22 protein-coding genes are annotated in these 20,675 nt (G+C 42.4%); 3 read left to right on the top strand and 19 right to left on the bottom strand.

Translation table 11 applies throughout. The features are described from left to right. Positions 1-18 precede the first annotated feature (18 nt). The 5 genes from K1J09_RS06040 to nagB all read right to left on the bottom strand — a co-directional run bounded on the left by K1J09_RS06040 (position 19) and on the right by nagB (position 5,125). Positions 19-411, bottom strand: coding sequence for a DUF1310 family protein (locus tag K1J09_RS06040; protein ID WP_002929821.1), 393 nt, complete (start codon positions 409-411; stop codon positions 19-21). Positions 412-581: 170 nt separating this feature from the next. Beyond that, positions 582-1,532 carry a competence protein CoiA gene (locus K1J09_RS06035; protein ID WP_002929818.1) on the bottom strand — a complete coding sequence of 317 codons (951 nt, stop codon included), beginning with the start codon at positions 1,530-1,532 and terminating at the stop codon, positions 582-584. Positions 1,533-1,647: 115 nt separating this feature from the next. Further along, a complete protein-coding gene (locus K1J09_RS06030; RefSeq protein ID WP_223323373.1) occupies positions 1,648-2,817 on the bottom strand; it encodes an MFS transporter in 1,170 nt (389 codons plus the stop codon). Positions 2,818-2,911: 94 nt separating this feature from the next. After that, the gene (locus K1J09_RS06025) at positions 2,912-4,267 is read right to left on the bottom strand and encodes a DUF1958 domain-containing protein (protein WP_223323371.1); all 1,356 of its coding nucleotides are present in this window, start codon (positions 4,265-4,267) and stop codon (positions 2,912-2,914) included. 150 nt (positions 4,268-4,417) lie between these two features. Continuing rightward, positions 4,418-5,125: a glucosamine-6-phosphate deaminase gene (nagB, locus tag K1J09_RS06020; RefSeq protein ID WP_223323369.1), complete on the bottom strand. Its 708-nt coding sequence runs from the start codon at positions 5,123-5,125 to the stop codon at positions 4,418-4,420. 134 nt (positions 5,126-5,259) lie between these two features. Between nagB and K1J09_RS06015 the strand changes: the two genes are divergently transcribed. Genes K1J09_RS06015 through K1J09_RS06005 form a run of 3 tightly spaced genes read left to right on the top strand, consistent with a single transcriptional unit; the run spans position 5,260 to position 6,964 of the window. Next, complete coding sequence (locus tag K1J09_RS06015) at positions 5,260-5,439, top strand: hypothetical protein (RefSeq protein ID WP_002929807.1); 180 nt, start codon at positions 5,260-5,262, stop codon at positions 5,437-5,439. Positions 5,440-5,448: 9 nt separating this feature from the next. Continuing rightward, complete coding sequence (gene queA / locus K1J09_RS06010; RefSeq protein WP_223323367.1) at positions 5,449-6,477, top strand: tRNA preQ1(34) S-adenosylmethionine ribosyltransferase-isomerase QueA; 1,029 nt, start codon at positions 5,449-5,451, stop codon at positions 6,475-6,477. A gap of 16 nt (positions 6,478-6,493) precedes the next feature. Beyond that, positions 6,494-6,964 carry an arginine repressor gene (locus K1J09_RS06005; RefSeq protein WP_002929798.1) on the top strand — a complete coding sequence of 157 codons (471 nt, stop codon included), beginning with the start codon at positions 6,494-6,496 and terminating at the stop codon, positions 6,962-6,964. 138 nt (positions 6,965-7,102) lie between these two features. Here K1J09_RS06005 and K1J09_RS06000 read toward each other — a convergent pair whose 3' ends face one another. The 14 genes from K1J09_RS06000 to K1J09_RS05935 all read right to left on the bottom strand — a co-directional run bounded on the left by K1J09_RS06000 (position 7,103) and on the right by K1J09_RS05935 (position 20,641). Continuing rightward, a complete protein-coding gene (locus K1J09_RS06000) occupies positions 7,103-8,440 on the bottom strand; it encodes a dipeptidase (RefSeq protein WP_223323365.1) in 1,338 nt (445 codons plus the stop codon). A 21-nt stretch (positions 8,441-8,461) separates the two neighbouring features. After that, positions 8,462-9,973 carry a YfcC family protein gene (locus K1J09_RS05995; RefSeq protein WP_223323362.1) on the bottom strand — a complete coding sequence of 504 codons (1,512 nt, stop codon included), beginning with the start codon at positions 9,971-9,973 and terminating at the stop codon, positions 8,462-8,464. Positions 9,974-10,177: 204 nt separating this feature from the next. Further along, complete coding sequence (gene arcC / locus K1J09_RS05990; RefSeq protein WP_125338225.1) at positions 10,178-11,125, bottom strand: carbamate kinase; 948 nt, start codon at positions 11,123-11,125, stop codon at positions 10,178-10,180. Positions 11,126-11,291: 166 nt separating this feature from the next. Further along, the gene (argF, locus tag K1J09_RS05985; protein WP_002925466.1) at positions 11,292-12,308 is read right to left on the bottom strand and encodes an ornithine carbamoyltransferase; all 1,017 of its coding nucleotides are present in this window, start codon (positions 12,306-12,308) and stop codon (positions 11,292-11,294) included. Between the two features lie 50 nt (positions 12,309-12,358). Further along, the gene (gene arcA, locus K1J09_RS05980) at positions 12,359-13,588 is read right to left on the bottom strand and encodes an arginine deiminase (RefSeq protein WP_126435760.1); all 1,230 of its coding nucleotides are present in this window, start codon (positions 13,586-13,588) and stop codon (positions 12,359-12,361) included. Between the two features lie 26 nt (positions 13,589-13,614). After that, a complete protein-coding gene (locus K1J09_RS05975) occupies positions 13,615-13,773 on the bottom strand; it encodes a hypothetical protein (RefSeq protein WP_223336024.1) in 159 nt (52 codons plus the stop codon). A 104-nt stretch (positions 13,774-13,877) separates the two neighbouring features. After that, positions 13,878-14,564 carry a Crp/Fnr family transcriptional regulator gene (locus K1J09_RS05970; protein ID WP_223323360.1) on the bottom strand — a complete coding sequence of 229 codons (687 nt, stop codon included), beginning with the start codon at positions 14,562-14,564 and terminating at the stop codon, positions 13,878-13,880. A 47-nt stretch (positions 14,565-14,611) separates the two neighbouring features. Beyond that, positions 14,612-15,109, bottom strand: a complete 498-nt coding sequence (locus tag K1J09_RS05965) for a DUF1648 domain-containing protein (RefSeq protein ID WP_223323358.1) — start codon at positions 15,107-15,109, stop codon at positions 14,612-14,614. Continuing rightward, positions 15,096-15,377 carry an autorepressor SdpR family transcription factor gene (locus K1J09_RS05960; RefSeq protein WP_002915637.1) on the bottom strand — a complete coding sequence of 94 codons (282 nt, stop codon included), beginning with the start codon at positions 15,375-15,377 and terminating at the stop codon, positions 15,096-15,098. Before K1J09_RS05960 ends, K1J09_RS05965 begins: the two co-directional genes overlap by 14 nt. Then, positions 15,355-16,143 (bottom strand): YhfC family intramembrane metalloprotease, encoded by a 789-nt coding sequence (locus K1J09_RS05955; protein ID WP_223323356.1) that lies wholly within the window; start codon positions 16,141-16,143, stop codon positions 15,355-15,357. Before K1J09_RS05955 ends, K1J09_RS05960 begins: the two co-directional genes overlap by 23 nt. Positions 16,144-16,334: 191 nt before the next feature. Then, positions 16,335-17,414, bottom strand: a complete 1,080-nt coding sequence (locus tag K1J09_RS05950; RefSeq protein WP_317627836.1) for a serine hydrolase — start codon at positions 17,412-17,414, stop codon at positions 16,335-16,337. A gap of 135 nt (positions 17,415-17,549) precedes the next feature. After that, positions 17,550-18,155 carry a superoxide dismutase SodA gene (gene sodA / locus K1J09_RS05945; protein ID WP_002906995.1) on the bottom strand — a complete coding sequence of 202 codons (606 nt, stop codon included), beginning with the start codon at positions 18,153-18,155 and terminating at the stop codon, positions 17,550-17,552. Positions 18,156-18,217: 62 nt separating this feature from the next. Beyond that, positions 18,218-19,264 (bottom strand): DNA polymerase III subunit delta, encoded by a 1,047-nt coding sequence (gene holA / locus K1J09_RS05940; RefSeq protein ID WP_002919404.1) that lies wholly within the window; start codon positions 19,262-19,264, stop codon positions 18,218-18,220. 255 nt (positions 19,265-19,519) lie between these two features. Next, positions 19,520-20,641: a DUF805 domain-containing protein gene (locus tag K1J09_RS05935; protein WP_223323355.1), complete on the bottom strand. Its 1,122-nt coding sequence runs from the start codon at positions 20,639-20,641 to the stop codon at positions 19,520-19,522. Between the last annotated feature and the right edge of the window lie 34 nt (positions 20,642-20,675).

Here is a 20,675-nt window from a genome sequence, read left to right as displayed (position 1 = left end):
TTTTTATAATCAGGCGTATTACTTTTCTCCTCTAATTAGCTCGTTAAATTCTGGAGACATGCCATAACCACCCGCTTCGTATTCGCCAGTAGTTGAATTTTCTTGAAAAGTCATGTCTAATTCAAACTTCTTATTATCATTAATTATTAAATAGATGTCTAATCCTCCCATCGGATTGAAATCTAATTTATTCTTTTCAATTTTATACGTTTTAATCTTCCCCTCTGGTGTCAGAGCTTTAGGATCCAGTTCTCTCAACTCTTTCTCAATCGCCTTCTTCATTTTTGTACTTTCCGCAATCTGAATCATTTCTTCTTTTTCTGAACGACTATTTAGCATGCTACACCCTCCTAGAAGCATAGCTGAACTGAGCGTGATGATACTCAAAAAGATTACAAAAATTTTCTTCATGGTGGTTCCTTTCGTTTCTCATCTTTGCTAAAGCTAGCTGAATTAGCACGATTTAGAATTTTTAACTATCTAACTTATTACTTTATTATATTATACAGGATTCTCAAATATTCTAAAACTGAAAGGATAACTAAAAGTTTATGGCTTCATCAATGGGAAACTAACGATACTTAGCAATTTTCTCTTGTCATCTCATAAAAAGCCGGTGAATAAACAATTTGCAGATTTTTTTGCTGGAGATTGGCGTAATAATTCTCAAACTGCTGGTAATAGCCAGTCAAATCAGTAGTTATCTGACAGAAGGAGGCAGCTTGTATTGGGCGAATCTGTGGATAGAAATCCTCTGCAGTCTTAGTCAAGAGATTATCGCCATTCTGGTAGAGCTGGGCCTGCAGCCACATCCATCTAGGCTGCTGGTAATAAAGCTGACGGCGGATATAATTGCAGATCTGCGGATCTTGCTGGGCCAGAAAGCTGTTCATCTCCTGCTTTTGAAAGGGCAAACGCAAAATATCCAAAAGCCGGCCGTGACCAAAGGGAAAGTTCTTGGTCTTGTGCTGGACTTTTCCATGCAGATCTTCGTGAATCAGGTATTTTAGACGCAAAACTCGCTTTTCTTGATCCAGCTCCCAGAGATGAAAGCCCATATTTTTACTAAAATAGAGAAAATCCTTCTGCAGACGGGTTAGGGAATCCTTGAGCCAAAGTTTTCGCCCCAAAAGCCAGAGAACCTGATAGCCATGCTGGCGGTAAGAAAGCGTCCGTTCCTGCAGCCGTTCTATACTTAGAGGACTGCACTGGACTTCAAGCGCTAGTCTTTTATCAACTAGCAAATCAGCAATCTGCTGCAGTGCAGGCAAAAAAGTCTCCACCTCAACTTCTTCTGTCTGGACAGCCCAGCGAAAAAGCTCGGCCTTAAGGTTGAGGTGCTCAGCACTCTCATTTTCCCTATAAAAACGACACTCTTCTAGCGAAATATGCGCAAAATGCGGCTGCATAACCTTCCCTTTTTTAAAACGGACTGCCCCTGAACAAGCGGGGCAGACGAAATCAGCTCCCTTCTCAATCTTCTCCTCCAGAGCATTACACAAAAGCCCCTTATGATTTCGCGCCACAAACATATCCTAGCCCCCCCTCTAAAAATTTCTCTCATTTACTAAAATATTCGCAAAAGAAAAAAGAAACTATCTAGATAAAAAAACGAGTCGAGAGAGCATCTCTCCGACTCGTTTCTCATTATCCAAATAACTGATTTCTTTTTCCTTCTGGTAATTTTAGAAAGAGGGCCAGCAGACAGACCAGAAAGATAACTGCTACTAGAAATAGGTTCATTCCTTCGTAACCCCAACTGTCCAGAAAATGGCCGGTCAGATTTTGAATGAGAATGGTTCCTAGACTGCGGGCTGTCTGGACCAGAGCAATGGCTGTAACCAGGTATTTTTCATCAACCAGACTGGCTACGATTTTCAGGGTCACCATAATCAAAACCATGCCAGTCACATGTTTGGAAAGGAGAGTCATCCCGATTTTCGAAATCAAACCTAGGTCCAAGGCATAAACACTGTACTGGAGAAAGATGATTCCCAAACAGATATAAAGAAGCTTCTTCATCGAAATCTTGTCCATAAAGAGATAGGAATAAAAGATAAAAGGCGCTTCAACCAGAACTGATAAGGCAACGACAGTCGAAGCCCTATCCACCTCTAAGCCACTATGCTGTAGCATGGCCGGGATATAGGTATGACCAGTATTCCCCACCCCAGAGTAAAGGACGACCAAAAGGAGGTAAAAAAGATAGGTTTTGTTGGTCAAGAGTTTCCCCAGACCTGTCTGCTTGCGGATGTCCTTTTTATCTAAGGCTGCTCGGTCATGCTTGGGCTGGATTCCCAATAGTCCTAGACTGCTGATAAGCATCATACCAATAAAGACTGGGAAAATAGCCTGCGGTGCGACTCTTTGATAGATTAGTCCTGCCAGCTGAGATCCTAAGGCATAGCCGATAGTTCCCCAAATCCGAATCTTCCCATAAGTATAAGGACTTTGAGCCGCTAAAACATCCATGACTGGATTGACCCCGTTGATCAACATGAGAACCAGACTATACCAGACTAAGAGCTGCCAAAGCTGAGTTGCCTTCATAAAAAAGACAGCCCCAACCATCATGACTAAAAAACTAAAAAGGAAAATCTTTTTAATTCCCAAAGAATCGCTGATTATTCCAAAGATTGGCTGAGCCAACATGGAGGCAAAGAAGGAAGACGACACTACTAGAGATACTTGGGCATTAGAATAGCCTAAGTCCTGCATATAGACTGATATCAGGGTCGAAAAAAGAGAGTAGGCCAGAAAGAAAAAATTAAAAAGTAAAAAATGAGCTAGATAGCTGTTGTGAAACTTTTTTCGCATGAAAATCTCCTTAAAACAGAAAGAAAACTCAGCAAAATCACTGAGTTTTAGCTTGGAAAGTCATTCCGTTCGTATGTGACAGAGGACATTCCCTTTATTCAACATCTGTATTTCTACGACGTTCCTGCTTTGCAGCCTTGCGTTTTTGGCGACTGCGGTATTCAAAGTACAGAATGATCAGCAGGATGCCAACAGGCAGCAGAATCAACATCTTATCGCTGAAGAACACACCATACCAAGGCTTGCTTTCCGACTTGCTGCCAGTCACATTTTCAATGGCCTGAGCAACTGGATTCTCAACTTTCTCGACTTTCATTTCATCAGAGATCTTGCTAGACAAGGTCTTCAAGCCATTTTCAGCCTTGAGAACATTGTTTTCAACCTTGACTTTAGGCTCGGTTCCCTTTTTAACAGTAGCGTAGAAATCCTCAGGCAGCTTATACTTCTGACCATCGATCTCCTGCTCACCCTTGGAGAGGAGCTTTTTGTACTCGTAGTCCGCATATGCTTTCTCAATCAAGGCATTACCAAAAGGATGGCGGTAATACTCACCGTCTTGGTCAGACCAGTCGCCAACTCCCATAATCACAGCAATCATGCGCTGATCGCCACGCTTAATAGTCGCGATATAGTTGAAAGCACCGTTAGGGCTAGAACCCGTCTTCATACCATCTACTCCCTTGAGTGCGTATTTAGCACCTGGCAGGGAATAATTATAGGTGTCAAATGTTTCCTCGTAAGGAGTTCCAGCTTTAACCGTAACCTTTGCTTTATTAGTATAGTTTAGAATCTCAGGATGGTGATTGACAAAGTTATAGGCCAGAATCGCCAAATCACGGGCTGTTGTCTGGTTGCTGAGAGTATTATCGTAATTCTGAGGATTGTAATATCCCTTGAATGAAACTGCCGCTGCACCGCTGGCATTGAACCACTTGGTATTGGTCATACCCAGCTCTTGAGCCTTGGCATTCATCCGATCCAAGAAAGCATCTGGATCATTATCCGATAGATAATTGGCCAGCATGACAGTTGTCGCATTGGATGAAGGCACGATGGTCATCGTAATGAGCTCAGATACAGTGTAGTCCACACCTGCAACAATTTTATTATTAGAAATTTCATAAATATTAGCGATGGCCTGATCCTGAGGTGTAGCTGTAATGACCGTCTTTTCGCTGATTTTTCCTTCCTTAATCGCTTCAAAGACCAAGTAAAGCGTCATGAGCTTACTCATACTTGCTGGGTCACGTACCTCATCGACATTATCCTCCCATACAACATCGCCTGTACTGCCGTCAATAACGAGAGAAGACTTGGGACGATTAATCGCCTGAACATTATCATGCGGATACATCTTTTTAGCCATATCCACCAATTCATCAGCCCTAGCAGCTAATGGTGCTAACGAGGTTAGGAACGCAATTCCCAATAACAAAAGCTTTTTCTTCACAGGATCCTCCAAAGAACAATTATACCTATCTAGTATATCATATTTTACGCAAAGTCAACCATAAATCTAAAAATCCTACCTAAAAAATAGATAGGAAATTAAGAGACTCTTATCTGGCAAAGCTAGTTTTATAGCAACAACATTAAAATCTTAGTGTTTTAACAAGCTAAGTGCTTCCTTATCAGCTATAATCACAACATCCGGATGCTTCTGGAGAGCACTGCCTGGCAGCTCCTCCGTCACCTCACCCTCAACAGTCCCTGCTATGGCCTTGGCCTTAGCCGAACCGTAAGCAAAGAGGATGATGGACTTAGCATTGAGAATATTGCCAATTCCCATGGAAATAGCCTGAGTCGGAACATCTTCCATCTTGTCGAAGAATCGAGCATTGGATTGAATGGTGGACGGTGTCAGATCCACTAAGTGAGTCTGGCTGTCAAAACTGGTCCCCGGCTCATTGAAACCGATATGACCATTCGTACCAATTCCCAAAATCTGCAAATCAGCTGGATGCTCTGTAAGAAGCTGATTGTACCTCGCCACTTCTGCTTCTAAATCTTTCGCTGCTCCATTAGGCAGGAAGCTTGCTTTAAAAGGCTTTTGGTTAAAGAGGTGCTGATTCATGAAATAACGATAAGACTGAGGATCCTCCTCCTGCAAACCGACATATTCATCCAGATTGACACTGGTCATCTCTGAAAAATCAAGGTCGCTCTCAACAATCTGCTTGTAAAATTCTTCTGGGCTGCTTCCTGTGGCCAACCCCAAAGTTTTTGCTCCTTGAGCTAGCTTTTCTTTAAGCAGTTCAAAAGCTACTTTGCCACCTTCTACTTGGTTTTCCACTTGAATGATTTTCATTTTCCACCTCCACATCTTTTCTTAATTCTATTATATGGTATAGACCAATTTTTGTCAAGAAAAAGTCTGCAAAATAGACATACTTTCTAGTCGTGCTTGCTTCCTTTTGCGGCAAATCGTGTTATAATAGAGACATGTTTTTACTGATTGTTTTATTGATTTTATTTTTTGTCGGAGTCTTACTCTGCAGCTTGAGTTTCCTCATAAAAAAACAGCCAGGCTTGCAGATGCTAAGTTTGATTTTGGGTGGCTTGCTTACAGCTAGTCCCTTCCTACTAGCCGCCTACCTACTCTGGCTGATGAAAACAATATAAGGAGATACGATGAATACCGCTGATTTTGATTTTGACTTGCCCGAAGAACTGATTGCTCAGACGCCTTTGGAGAAAAGGGATGCTTCCCGCTTGCTAGTGGTTGATAAAGAAACGGGGACCTTCTCCGACCAGCACTTTGACCAGATTATTGATCAGCTCCAGCCCGGCGATGCCCTAGTTATGAATAATACCCGTGTCCTGCCTGCCCGCCTTTATGGTATCAAGCCTGAGACAGGAGGCCATGTCGAGCTGCTGCTGCTGAAAAATACTCAGGGCGATGACTGGGAAGTACTAGCTAAGCCAGCCAAGCGCCTCAGAGTAGGTGCTCAGATTTCCTTTGGGGATGGTCGCTTAACTGCTACTGTGGTAGATGAGCTGGAGCACGGCGGCCGAATTGTGCGCTTTGGCTACGAAGGGATTTTCCTAGAGGTCTTGGAAAGTTTGGGAGAAATGCCGCTTCCGCCTTATATCCACGAAAAACTGGCAGACCGCGATCGCTACCAGACTGTCTACGCTAAAGAAAACGGCTCTGCTGCTGCGCCAACTGCTGGACTTCATTTCACAGAAGAGTTGCTGGAGCAGATTGCAGCCAAGGGAGTCGAGCTAGTCTATCTGACCCTTCATGTCGGACTGGGAACTTTCCGACCGGTTTCTGTAGACAGCTTAGATGATCACGAGATGCACTCCGAATTTTACAGTCTGTCCGAGGAAGCTGCCCAGACACTACGTCAGGTCAAAGCTAAGGGCGGCCGTGTCATTGCAGTCGGCACGACATCTATCCGCACCTTGGAGACAATTGGCAGTAAATTCCAAGGGCAGATTCAGGCTGACTCTGGCTGGACTAATATTTTTATCAAGCCGAGATACGATTGGAAGGTCGTTGATGCTTTTTCAACCAACTTCCACCTGCCCAAGTCAACACTGGTCATGTTAGTCTCTGCCTTTGCCGGACGTTCCTTAACGCTTAAAGCTTATGAGCACGCTATTGCTGAGCGCTATCGCTTCTTCAGCTTTGGTGATGCTATGTTTATCAAATAACTATAGGTGAAAATTTATGAATAAAATTGAAAGCAGACACCGTCTCATCCGCTCCTTAATCATGGAGAAGAAAATCCATACCCAGCAAGAACTTCAGGAGCATTTGGAAGCAAACGGCGTCATTGTAACCCAGTCCACTCTTTCACGAGATATGAAAGCACTCAATCTGGTCAAGGTCAGTGAGAACGATACTTCCTACTATATCATCAACAGTATTGCACCATCCCGTTGGGAAAAACGCCTTCGTTTCTACATGGAGGATGCCTTAGTCATGCTGAGACCAGTTCAAAATCAAGTCGTCATGAAAACCCTGCCTGGTCTGGCCCAGTCTTTCGGTGCCATCTTAGACGCTCTAGAGCTGCCACAGATTGTAGCTACTGTCTGTGGAGATGACGTCTGTCTGATTATCTGCGAGGATAACCAAGGTGCCCTTGACTGCTTTGAGAAACTCAAAGAATTCACCCCACCATTTTTCTTTAGTAAATAAAAGCTGAGACAACATTGCCTCAGCTTTTTCTATTTACGATTTTTGCTCAATGAAACCCATTAGTAAATCAGCAAGCCATACTTGACTAGAGCAATGCTGTACAAATAAGATTTGAAGATGCTTTCAAAAAGGCAGCATTTAAGGTGTCGTAGCCAAACGATAAATGGCTTCCGCGTAAATATCCATGGCCCGATACAGATCATCTAAGAGCAATCGTTCATTGACCTGATGCTCTGTCTGATCAGCTCCCGGAAAGAGAGCGCCGAAGGCAACACAGTTAGGCATAGTACGAGCAAAGGTTGCCCCACCCGAAGACATGGCTGGACTGTTGTCTCCTGTTTTCTCCTGATAAATTGCCATCAGGGTGCTGACCAACTCGCTGTCCAAAGGTACGTAAAGCGGAGCCAAATAATCAAACTCCTGATAGGTCAGCTCGTATTGACTGGCTATCTCTGCCAGCTTTTCAACCAACTTATCCTTGTCTGCCAAGACCGGAATCCGCATGTCAATCCGAATCTCAGAGCGGTCAGAGCTTAAAGTCAGACCAGCAACATTAAAGGAAAGAAAGCCCGTCGGTTCATCAGACACAGGACCAAAGAGATGGCTGCCTGTTGCATCTTCACCGACCGCCTGAGCCAGAAATGCAAGAGCCGGATGCGAATCCAAGGGCTGCAAGACCTTAGCTAGGCGAATAATGGCATTGATTCCTTGGGCGGCATCCTTGGCGTGCTTGGGCAAGCCGATAACCGTTACTTCTTCTGCCGTTCGCTCATATTCATAACCTAAATCTTCCAATCCTGCAACGACTGACTCTAGTAGGCTGCCCGAATAGGAAGCCTTGGCAGGAACAACATTAAAAGCTTGACCAGCTTCGAGCTCTATAGTGTCAGAGCCAGGCCCTTTCAGCTTAAGCTGAAGAAGCCCCTTCTCAGCATAAGTCAAAGGGAAAGAAGAGTCTGGTGCAAAACCAATTGTCGCCTGCTCTTCTAGCTGGTTGTATCTTCCCATACAGCGCCAAAGCGTCTCCTCATCTGTACCAAAGATAAAGCGAACCCGCTTTTTAAATTCTACTCCGCTGTCTAGCAATGCTTTTACAGCATAAAGAGTGGCCATGGAAGGTCCCTTGTCGTCCTGCACCCCACGGCCGAAAATCCAGCCATCCTTGACAGTGGCTTCAAAAGGCGGCGTCTGCCAGTCCGACTCATCACCTGATGGAACAACATCCAAATGACAGAGAACGGCCAGGAGCTGAGCTCCATGACCGATTTCTGCATATCCGTAATAACCTTTAGGGTCGAGGTAGGTTGTAAAACCTAGCCCTCGACAGATTTCTAAAGTTTTTTCTAGGACATCTTGGATAGCTTGTCCAAAAGGTGTTCCATTTTGACCTTCATTTAGCACTGAAGGATAAGAAACGATTGTTTTCAAAGATTCAAGAAAATCTTCTTTAATCTCTTCCGTTATAAAATTTTTCATGGAATCACCTCAGCTTCTAGCTTATAGGAACGGTAAGAAAGTTCCTAGGAGTAAGAGACCAATACTGATAGCAATGATAGCTACAATCAGCTTGCCGATAAATTTCCACCAAGTACCGATATTGATACGTCCGAGTGCCAAAGCTCCCATAACGATACCAGAAGTTGGTGCAACCAGATTCAGCACACCTGAAGCAGATTGATAAGCTGTGATGATCAAGCTAGCCTTGACATTGACAAATTCTCCCAAAGGAGCCATGATTCCCATAGTCGCACTGGCCAGACCTGATGATGATGGGATAAGGAAGGACATCGGCAGGTAGAAAATGTAAGTCAAGACGATAAATACTTGTGATGATAGACCGCTGAGTCCTTGTTTACCCCAATTGAGGATAGTGTCTGTAATCATACCATCATTCATGATAACTTGGATACCACGGGCGATTGCTACGATTAGAGCTACGCTAAGCAGATCAGCTGCACCGTTCATAAAGGCAGAGATAATCTTGTCTTCCTTGAGACCGTACACAACACCAATCAGGATTCCCATGAAGGCAAAGAGCATCGCTCCTTCTGGGAAGTACCAAGTACCCAGTGCAGAAGTAGATGAACCAATAATCTTACCGAGTACTGGAAGACCTGTCAGCCAGGTATTGACATCCTTAAAGATAGTAATACCGAGATCTGTCCAAGGAATGAAACTCAATACCATAATGACAAATGTCATGATGAACAGGAATAGAACTGTTCTTTGTTTTTTGCTCAGAGTTGACTCAACAGATGAAGAAGTTTCAACGTTAAAGTGTTTCAGATCTTCTTCGCGAGTGCTGTAAACCAATGACTTGGTCGGATCCTTTTGAATCTTATCTGCATAGCGGTAAACAAACCAAGTGCTGAGAGCAGTCAGAATAACCAAGAAGATGAGACGAAGGACAATCCCTTCACCAGTTCCAACACCAGCAGTCTCTGAAGCGATAACAGTTGCAAATGGATTTAGCGTAGAAGCCAAACATCCGATTTGCGAACCAAGCAATATGATAGCCACCCCAGTCAGACTGTCAAAACCAACCGCCATCATCACTGGTACCAAAAGCGGATAGAAGGCCATGGTTTCCTCACCCATACCATAGGTAGTACCACCAAGGGCAAAGAGAGGCATCAAGACAACAATCAGCATCTTTTCGCGGCCCTTATACTTCTTAACGATAGAGGCAATTCCCACATCCAAAGCACCAGTTTCGTTAACAACACCAAGGAAACCACCCACCATGAGGATGAAGAAGGCAACATCAATGGCTGCGCTTGTCTCCTTAATCAAGGATCCTTCCTCAGGATGCGTGCCCAGCATAGCACGAATCGGTGCCATCAGGACATCCCAAATTCCTTGTGGATTTTGTGGCTGAGGCTGATAAACACCTTTTACAAAAGCCCCAGCTGGGATAATCCAAGTCAGCACTGCCATAATGGCAATGATTATCAACAATACGGTGTAAGATGAAGGCATCTTAAACCCTTTTTTTGTTTTTTCACTCATTTGTTTTTCCTCCTAAACGTTTTTTACGAGGTTACAAACCTGCATTTCCCTGCATGAGTAAACAAGAAAACGCTTACTTTGTTTTTATTTTACCATATTAACATTGAAAAAGCCAGTATTTTTGAAAATAATCAAAGATTTTCAAGAAAAGATTTCCATCGGCAATAGAGATTACTTACTATCGCTTTTCAGTCAATTCTATGCCTAGCCTTTTTCAATAATCGTGCCGCTCTCAGACTCAATCAGAGCTCCCAGATTTTCCAGAGAGGTAATAACTGCTTTCCCTTCTGGACGGCCATTGACAAAGGCGATAGCTGCTTCTACTTTTGGAAGCATGCTGCCTGGTGCAAACTGTTCTTGCTTGATGTACTCTTCCAACTGAGCAACATTCACATGTTCCAGTTTTGCTTGGTCTGGTTTGTTGTAGTTAACAAAGACATAGTCCACACCAGTCAAGACGATGAAGAGGTCTGCATCAACCAACTCTGCCAAGCGCTGAGAAGCAAAGTCCTTGTCAATAACGGCTTCAACACCAGTAAGATGGCCATTGTCTTCCTTGACGACAGGAATACCGCCGCCACCTGCAGCTACTACTACTTGACCTTGATTCAAAAGCGTACGAATCGTTTCAATTTCCTTGATATCCACTGGTTTTGGTGAAGCAACGACCTTACGCCAACCACGACCAGCATCCTCTTTGAAAGTCGCTCCGCTCTTTTCAGCTTCTGCTTTGGCTTCTTCTTCTGAGTAGAAAGGTCCGATTGGCTTGCTGAGGTTGACAAAAGCTGGATCGTTCTTATCAACTACTACTTGCGTCACAACAGAAGCGACATTCTTTTCAATACCTTCATCCAAGAGAGCATTTTGCAGAGCATTTTGCAGCCAGAAGCCGATGCTGCCTTCTGTCATAGCCACAAGAGAGTCTAGTGGGAAGGCAGGATTCTTTTCAGAGTCAGCTGCCAAGTGTTGCAGCAGCAAGTTTCCTACTTGCGGACCATTTCCGTGGGTAATGATAAGATCATCCCCGTTTTTAATCAATTTCACCAAGTGTTTAGCAGTTTCCACCAAGGCTTCCTGCTGTGCTTTCGCAGATGGGTCAGATGAAAGGATGGCGTTTCCTCCCAAAGCTACAACGATTTTACGATTTGCCATTTAATTTTCCTTTATTGCACTCCAAAGAATGCGCTTCCAATTTATTTTAGTAGATTTTCAAATTTTCAATAAGGAAATAAACATTCCTTATCATATAAAAGAGGGCCGGACTAAAGCTATTAGTCGCAGCCCTCATAGCTGTTGGTAAACGGTTTCTTATGTAAGATTATACTTTTGGAATGTAGAGGTTTCCAAGAGTTGCAGCCATAACCGCTTTAATTGTGTGCATACGGTTTTCAGCTTGGTCGAAGTGACGAGCATATTTGCTGCGGAAGACTTCGTCTGTTACTTCCATTTCTTCTACGCCGAATTTTTCAGCGACATCTTTACCGTAAACAGTATTTGTATCGTGGAATGCAGGCAAGCAGTGCAGGAAGATAAGGTCTTCATTGTCAGCTTTCTTAACCAGATCCATGTTAACTTGGTAAGGTTTGAGGAGGGCAACGCGTTCTGCAAACTTGTCTTCTTCACCCATTGATACCCAAACGTCTGTGTAAAGAACATCAGCGCCTTTAACTGCTTCGTCAGCATCTTCTGTAATCAGCACACGAGCGCCGCTTTCTTTAGCAAAGCCTTCTGCCAATTCAACGATTTCTTTTTCTGGGAAGAGTTCTTTTGGTGAGAAGATATGAACGTTGACGCCAAGGATAGCTCCTGTTACCAGCAAGCTGTTGGCAACGTTGTTACGTCCATCACCACAGTATACCAATGTCAAACCTTCCAGACGGCCAAAGTTTTCTTGAACTGTCAAGTAGTCAGCCAACATTTGAGTTGGGTGCCATTCGTCAGTCAGACCATTCCATACTGGAACACCTGAGAATTCTGCCAATTCTTCTACCATGCGTTGGCTGAAGCCGCGGAATTCAATCCCGTCAAACATACGGCCCAAAACTTTAGCAGTATCTTCTGTAGATTCTTTCTTGCCAAGCTGGATATCGTTAGCACCAAGGTATTCTGGATGTGCTCCCAGGTCAATAGCTGCTGTTGTAAAAGCTGCACGAGTACGAGTAGATGTTTTTTCAAACAAGAGAGCGATATTCTTGCCAGCAAGATAGTGGTGTTGAATGTTGCGTTTTTTCAAATCTTTCAAGTGAGCTGAAAGACCAATAAGGTATTCTAACTCAGCACGGCTAAAGTCTTTTTCTGCTAAGAAGCTACGTCCTTGGAATACTGAATGTGTCATTCTATTATTTCCTCTTTCTATTCTTTGAGTATTAGTAAAATACTGGATTCCTAAATTTCTTCACGTTCAAATGGCATAGACATACAGCGTGGTCCACCACGACCGCGAACCAATTCACTTCCGCGGATCTTAATCAAACGCAAGCCGTATTCTTCCAAAATCTTGTTAGTAACTGTATTGCGGTCATACACCACTACCACACCAGGTGCAATAGTCAAGGTGTTAGAACCATCGTTCCACTGCTCACGCGCAGCAGCTACGATATTGCCACCGCCACAGCGAATCAGGTGAACTTTTTCTACACCAAGGTTTTCTGCCAAGATTTCTGCCAAATCACCTTTTTCTTCAACAATCTTAAGTTTATCATCAACATAAGTCACAGAGTAAACGTGAAGATCGCCTTCGATTTCTGGGTGAATCGTAAATTTGTCGTAGTCAACCATAGTGAAGACAGTGTCTAAGTGCATGAACTTACGGTTGTTGGCAAATTCAAAGGCCAAAACTTTCTTGAAGCCAACATTTTTCTTGAAGATATTGACCAAGAGTTTTTCGATAGAAGCTGCGTCAGTACGTTGTGAAATACCAACCGCCAGCACATCTTTTGAAAGAACCAGTTCGTCCCCACCTTCGATACGTGTATCTTCTTCACGATTGTATACCAAATCTACTTTTCCACCATATACTGGGTGGTATTTGAAGATGTATTTACCGTAGAGAGTTTCACGATTACGAGTATCCGCATACATGTGGTTAAGCGATACAGCATTACCAATTGTAGCAAATGGGTCACGTGTGAAGTAAAGGTTTGGCATTGGATCAATAGCGAATGGATAATCAGATTCTACCAAGTCAGTCAAGCCTTTTGCTTCTTCAGGAATTTCTGGTAATTCAACTTTTTGAACCCCTGCCATTGTTTTTTCAACCAACTCTCGGTTATCTTTGATACCACGGAGCAGTTCGCGAATAGCCTTCTTGGTTTCACGGCCACGAATATTGGCCTCTTCCAGATATTCTTCGATGAATTGCTCGCGGATTTCTGGAGAAGTCAGTGACTCAGCAGCCAGCTGCTCAAGATAGAGCACCTCAACTCCTTCATTGCGAAGCGCTTGAGCAAAGTTGTCATGTTCTTTTTGTGCATCTTCCAAGAAAGGAATATCGTCAAAAAGAAGACGTTCCAAATAGTCCGGCTGCAAGTTTTCCAACTCCTTGCCAGGACGGTGCAACATAACTTTTTTCAGTTTTCCAATTTCTGAGAAAACATGAATTGGATGTGTAGACATCTACTATCCTCCTTTTTCTTTGCGGTTTAGGTTTTCCTAAGCCCGTTTACATGTACTATTCTAGCATTTAATGCTACCGCTTTCAAGAAAAAGCCTACATTGCAAATGTCAAATCCTTTGCTTTTTTCTATTTCTATTTTTATAATATTCTTCTTTAAAGCGTTTTCTTTGAATATTTTATCCATTATATTATTTTTGTGAATATTTATTTTTTAAAATAAAATCAGTACATGGTTAATATCAGAATATTTTGAATTTATTTAACAAAAAAGAAGCTAATCAAAATAGATCAGCTTCCAGCAAGGTATTTCATGAAATATTCTTTATCCTTAAAAGTTAATTTTTTATGCTCATATTCAATCCGACCTTCATCCAAGAGCTTTTTCAGAACTTGATTGACCGTTTCCCGGGTCGTAGCTCCTAGCTTTGCCAACTCTTTCATACTAATAGGAAATGGCAGGCCGTCTCCCTCCCTGCACAAATCCATGCAGAGCAGTGATAGAGACTGGATAACACGCTCACTGGCACTGGCCGCTACGACATTTCGCAATCTCAATTCCTGAAATTCCAAGATTTGCGATAGCCGCTTGGTAATGAACAACAGCTGGTCCACACTCTTCTTAGAATATTCTTCAAACAAATCGATAGGAATAGAGAAATATTCGACATTGGTGACAGCGCTGGCAGTGTAATGATAGCGTTCATCAAAAAACATTCCTCCATATGGGAAAACACTGTTTTTCTTGACATAATCCATATAAGAAAATGTGTCTGTCGAATCATACTGCTCAATCCGCACATAGCCTTGAGACAAGAGGAAAAGACGCTCACGACGATCCCCCGCAAAAAAGATAATTTGTCCTTTAGGAATCTTACGATACTGAATCTCTACAGCCAATTTATCGAAAAGCTCCACTGGCAGATTGACAAAGGCAGGATGCTGCCGGATATACTGATAATGCTCCTTGGTAATCATGATAACCCTTTTATTTGATACTTGATACCATTATAGCATAAATCCGCTTACAAATAGAAAATGCTGGCTGTAAAAGTAAGAAATCCTAACAAAACAAAGAGGTGTGCCCATTTTCTATTCATGGAATTTCTGTCAGCTTGTACTTTTTTGGGCAAATAATTGCCCACAATTATGAAAACCAAAGCAACCACCATCGCTGCTGTTTTACGGATATCAAATTCCTCATTTAAACCCCGATAAATGGTAGCTAGATACAGCGAAACAAAGGTAAAAGGAAATATCCAGCGAATAAGGTGCTTAAAGGTTCTATTTAAGATATCTTTAGCAACAGTAGACCAATAAATCATAACTTCTAGTAGCATCATGACAATTGGAAAAGCAGATACTATTAGAAACTTAGGTAAAAAAGCATTTCCTTTTCCAGATAAGTCAAAGTGAATAGCCAAGTTTTCTGGTAATGTTTGATAGACCCATACGGCATATAAAACTGGCAAGATCATGACGCCAAGCGCCCAACCTAATTCTTGTAAACTATTTTTTTTCATTTTCCTTTCCTCCTCCAAGAGATTGAAACCAAACAAGAATTTCTTCAAAAACCGTGACATCTAAGCTGTAATAAATAAAGTTCTTCTGCTTTTCCTCTATGAGCAGACCGGCTTTCTTTAGCTGAGAGAGGTGGTAGGATACCGTCGCAGGAGTCAGCTCAAAAGCTTGAGCAATTTCCCCAGCAGACTTCGGACCATGCTTGAGCATTTCAAGAATCCCCCTCCGAACTGGGTCAGCTAGAGCTTTAAGCGTTTGACTGATCCCCATGATTGAACCTTTCTTTCAGGTAAACTTTCAAAATTTTCTTGGTCAGAAAGACTAGTGCCACTGCTTCTACCAAGAGCAGAACCTCAACAGCCAGTGGCGGAAGAAAGCCTACCTGAGCCAGAGCAGGCGCTAAGTCAATCAGGGCGTGAAGTCCCAGCGCAGCTAAAAAATACACTGGAGCCTTCTCCTTGACCGCCTTCCAAACCCAGAAGGTCAGCAAGATTTGGATAAGAATAGCCAAGATCCGCTCAAGAGCCAAAAGATAGATGCTGCCAGCACTCATGGAACGGACATTGTCAATAACTGCTTGAGGAATTTGAGCCAGCGTCTGAGCATTCCCCTGAGTCACTACTTGAGCTATAACCCAAAAGTTTAAGAGACTGACAATACCAACAAACAGAGCCTCAATAGCACCATGCCCCAAGCCATAGGCCACACCATCCCTAAAGGTCAGTGGGCGCTTCTTTTGCAACCAGTAAAAGATGACCCAGCGGGCTGTTTCTTCAAAAATAGCTGCCGCAGCAATAGCATAAAGAACGTATAGCCAAGGTTTTTCCGTCTGCAAAGCGATAGTTCCATCAGCCTGAGGCTGTAAAACGATACGATGCAAAATATTTTCCAGAACTTGACTCGATAAATAAAAACCGACTCCCCCTAAAAGAAAGACTAATAGAGAAATGTGCTTGGTCTTTTTAAAATAAACCAAAGGAACAAGGACTGTCCCTAAAATCAGCAGCATAGCAATCAAGATATGAATGGAAATCATCGTTTTTTCTCCTAAACTGTTTTGGTTTTTTTCTAAATAGATTATACATCTTTCCTTTCTTTCTGTCAAATCTATTTCGAGTTTTTTCTAAATAACTTCAATCTAAAAATCATCAAGCTCTACTGCAATAAAAAACCAAAAATACGCCCAGACTTTCATCTAAAGCGTATTGATTTGTGATTTCTATTAGATTAGTTCATATTAACCCGATGCCATTCATTGATGACGTAGGCTAACTGACCAACTTGCTCAATTCCGACACCACTGATCTCATCACTGGCCTCGGTGCTACCACCTAAATAAGCCGTATAGAGAGCTATAATATAGGGCTTCTCTTCCATAACTAATGCATCCACATTGAGCGCCTCACGAACATATCCAGGCTTTTGATAGATGGTAATGTCACGCAGATAGCGCTTATAGTATTCACCTGGGAAGGATTCGCCTATATAATAAAGGATATCCTTGTACTTTTCCTGATTTTTAGACAAATACTCAAGGACCTGAATATAGTAGTCCGTCGTGGTCTTATTATTCTCACGGCTGATCGTCTTAATATCAGCCTTGGACTGACCGTAGCGACTAAACATATCATAGGCCTTTTCCATGCCGCCTAGACGCTCTGCTAAAGCGTAGGCTGGAGTATTTTCAGAATAAACCAAGGAATATTCCTGCATGTCTGATATTCTCATAGCACCGTTGAAAGCACCAACATAGTTATCATGCTCGCCCCTATATTCATAGTTTGTATTGGTAATATCAAACCGCTCGTCCATAGAAAGTTTGCCGGCAGCAACCTCATCTACTACCAGCATATTGAGAGGGAGCTTGTAGGTCGATCCCGCAGTCATAGGCTGGGTATCATTCATTGCAAAGGTCTTGCCAGTCGTCAAATCCTTATATGAAAATGCAACCTGGGAGGGTTCAATTCCCATTTCAGTCATATAAGCCTGAATGACCTGAGTCAAATCCAAATTTGCATAGTCAAATCGAAGTCCTAAAGCATCCATAGTCGGGCCGTCCGCCTCCATGACCTTCTGCTTCTCCTCTGGACTTTTTTCAACTGGCTTGGGCTTTTCTTCAACTGGTTTGGAATCAGACTTGACTTTCTCCTCCTCCTGTTCTTGCTCGCCAGACTTTGCAAGTTGGGCAGCCTCTTGTGCTTTCTTTTCAATGGCCTTATTTCGTTCGGTTATAAAAAGGACGATGAAGCCCAGCAGACAAATACAAGAAACTACAGCTACGATAATCGTTACAATTTTTTTACTCAAAACATTTCTCCTAGCATTTGTATTATAAAAAATTATGAGGAAAATAACAAGTGAAATCCAGAAAAAAGGTATTTTAAGCATTAAAAAAGGCAAATCTTTAATCGATTCGCCTTTTTATATATTGAAACTGCCTGTTTATTTCGCAGCAGCGTAAAGTTGGTCCACCTTTTTCCAGTTAATAACTGAGAAGAAAGCTTGAATGTAATTCGGACGAAGATTGCGGTATTTCACATAGTAAGCATGTTCCCAAACATCCAGTCCTAAGATTGGAGTTTTACCTTCTGAAATAGGAGTATCCTGATTTGCTGTTGAGGTCACTTCCAACTTGCCTTCTTTATTGACAACCAACCAAGCCCAGCCAGAACCAAAACGAGTTGTAGCCGCTGCAGTGAAAGCCGCTTTAAAGTCTTCAAATGATCCAAAAGTAGCTTCAATATCTGCTGCCAATTCTGCAGATGGTGATGTTTCTGCTGGTGTCATCAATTCCCAGAAAAGAGCGTGGTTAAGATGACCACCACCGTTGTTGATGACTGCTTGGCGGATATCAGCTGGGATAGACTCCACATCGGCCAATAATTTTTCCAAGTCTTCACCGATTTCAGGATGTTTTTCAAGCGCAGCATTAACATTCGTTACATAGGTATTGTGGTGCTTGTCATGATGCAAGTGCATTGTTTCTTCATCAATGTAAGGCTCCAAAGCATCGTAAGCGTAAGGAAGATCAGGTAAGATAATTGCCATTTGATAGACCTCTTTTTCTATATGATTATAAAAATGATAACGCAATCATTATAATTTTTCAACTATTTTGCTTGTAGCTCACCCGTCGCAATCTTGAGCAGAGCCAAATCAAACAGGTAATCTTTATCATACAGCCCCGACTTAATCTGGTAATCTGTTTCGATTAGACAGGCCATAGTCTTTTTAAGAAAGGCTAAACTCAGTGAGCGAGCATCCTTTAAGGCAAACTTGACTTGATAAGGATTGACCTTGCGGCCTAAATAGTCGGACAAATCAGACACAATCTGACTCTCAGCTCTGCCATTTTCTGCTAAAACCTTAACTTGCGTAAAGATACGAAACTGCCCCAGCATAATGGCAATAAGCTTGATTTCATCCTCACCTTGAAGAGTCAAATCTCGTACCAAACTTCTTGCTTCATCAATCTTCTGTTGCAAAATCAGCTGGGTCAGGTCAAAAATATTGTCCTGAAGAGTCTTGGGAATGGCCTCAGCAATGTCTTCTAAACCAATCCGACCGGACTCTTTATATCCTTTCAAGAATGCTAAATTTTTACTAACTTCACTGAACTGAAAACCTGATTTCAGCAGCAACTGATCGAAAGCTGTCGGAGCAAATTGTAATCCTTCTGCCTGCGCTTCCTTGCTGAAATAAGCCCGTAGATCTGCTTCCTTGAGTTCTGCAGCCTCAAAAATTTTCCCATCCCGTTTCAGCAGTTTGACCAGACGGCGCTTACTATCCAGTTTGCCTTCTGCAAAGATAACCAGACGAGTCGTATCTGCTGGATTTTCCAGATAATTTTCGAAAGATTTGAGTTCTTCATCAGTCAGATAGCGCTTCTTGGCTGTTGTCAAATCAGCAAAATGGTCCAAAATCACGATTTTTTCATCCGTAAAAAAAGGCAGACTGACCAAGTCCAACTCCACGTCCTGATAGTTTGCTTCTTTCATATCGAAAATAGCAGTGTTCAAATCGCCCGGTTGAAACTGAATCTGGCGGAGAAACTGCTCTTTCAACAACTCAAACTGCCCCAAGTCATCCCCAGCCAAAATGGTCAAAGCAGGAAGATTGCTTGGCGTGATTTTTTTAATTTCCTCAATAGCTAACACAGAAAGTCTCCCCTGCTTTATATTTCTTGTCAATTTTTTTCATGTATTGATTGTAACAAAAAAGAGTCGGAAAGTCTGCTATTTTCTTTGCAAATAAAATCTAATTTTTGAGTATATCTGCTATATAAATATGAACTGTCATTGGCTTCATTTTTCTTTGTTATGAAAAGCAATCAATGCCTCGTTCTGTTAAATCTTTTCTGCGAGCGACAGAGCAAAAAGAGCTGGAAAAATTCCAACTCTTTCTTTATTTATTTATTCTTGGTTTTCAGTTGCATCCTCTACACTGTTTTCAACTGGTGTAGAAGGTTGCTCCTCTTGAATTGGTGAAACAAAAGGATTATCCTCAACAGGTGCCTGAGTTCCAAAATCTTGAAGTGTTGACTGCTCAGGTGTTTCAGCAGTAAATGGATTTTGAACTGGTTCTGCTTGCTCAACTGCTTGGCTTTGATCAGAAACAGGTTGTTGTGGCTGTTGACCAAACTGCTGTTCTTGGAAGCCACCTTGCTGTGGCTGTTGGCCAAATGGTTGGTTTTGGACAGGTTGCTGTGGTTGCTGACCAAATTGCTGACCTTGGAAACCACCTTGTTGCGGCTGTTGACCAAACTGCTGTTCTTGGAAGCCACCTTGCTGCGGCTGTTGGCCAAATGGTTGGTTTTGGACAGGTTGCTGTGGTTGTTGACCAAATTGCTGACCTTGGAAACTACCTTGTTGCGGTTGTTGACCAAATGATTGATTTTGAACTGGTTGTTGTGATTGACCAAACTGTTGTCCTTGGAAACCACCTTGCTGTGGTTGTTGGCCAAACTGTTGGCCTTGGAAACCGCCTTGTTGTGGTTGCTTTTCATAGTTCAAGCCTTGATTGTAAGACTGTTGACCAAACTGCTGACCGTATTGCTGACCGTATGAATTCCCAACCATTTCAGGCTTAGATCCTTGACAAAGTAAAACAATCAAAGCAATACTACATGGAAGTGATACTAATCCTGCAATAATATTCAGAACCGGAATAAATGATAGTAAAAAAGGACCAACATACAGGAAAAGAAAAGCCCAATGATAACCAGCATCACGTAAACGACGGACAATGATAGCCAAATTAGGTACAAAAGTCGCCAGAGCATAGAGAATTAAGATGAAAATAAAGATTACAGCGAATCCTGCTCCAGCAAAGATTGCTGATGGATCTGGTTCATACCCATAAGTTGTGTCTTGAGCTGCTGAAAGAATACTTCCCACAGCAGATACCCAAAAAATGATAACTAGCGGTGCAGTAACAATAACATGACACAATACTACCCACCAGTAGTCTGAACGACTGGAACGGCCTGAAAAATCGGCATAGTGTGTCCAGAATTTTTTATATGCAGCAAACATAGAATTCTCCTCTATAATTTTTTATACCCATTAT

Source organism: Streptococcus sanguinis, from assembly GCF_019928825.1.
Classification (GTDB): Bacteria; Bacillota; Bacilli; order Lactobacillales; family Streptococcaceae; genus Streptococcus; species Streptococcus sanguinis_L.
This window is presented reverse-complemented; position numbering and strand designations above follow the sequence as displayed.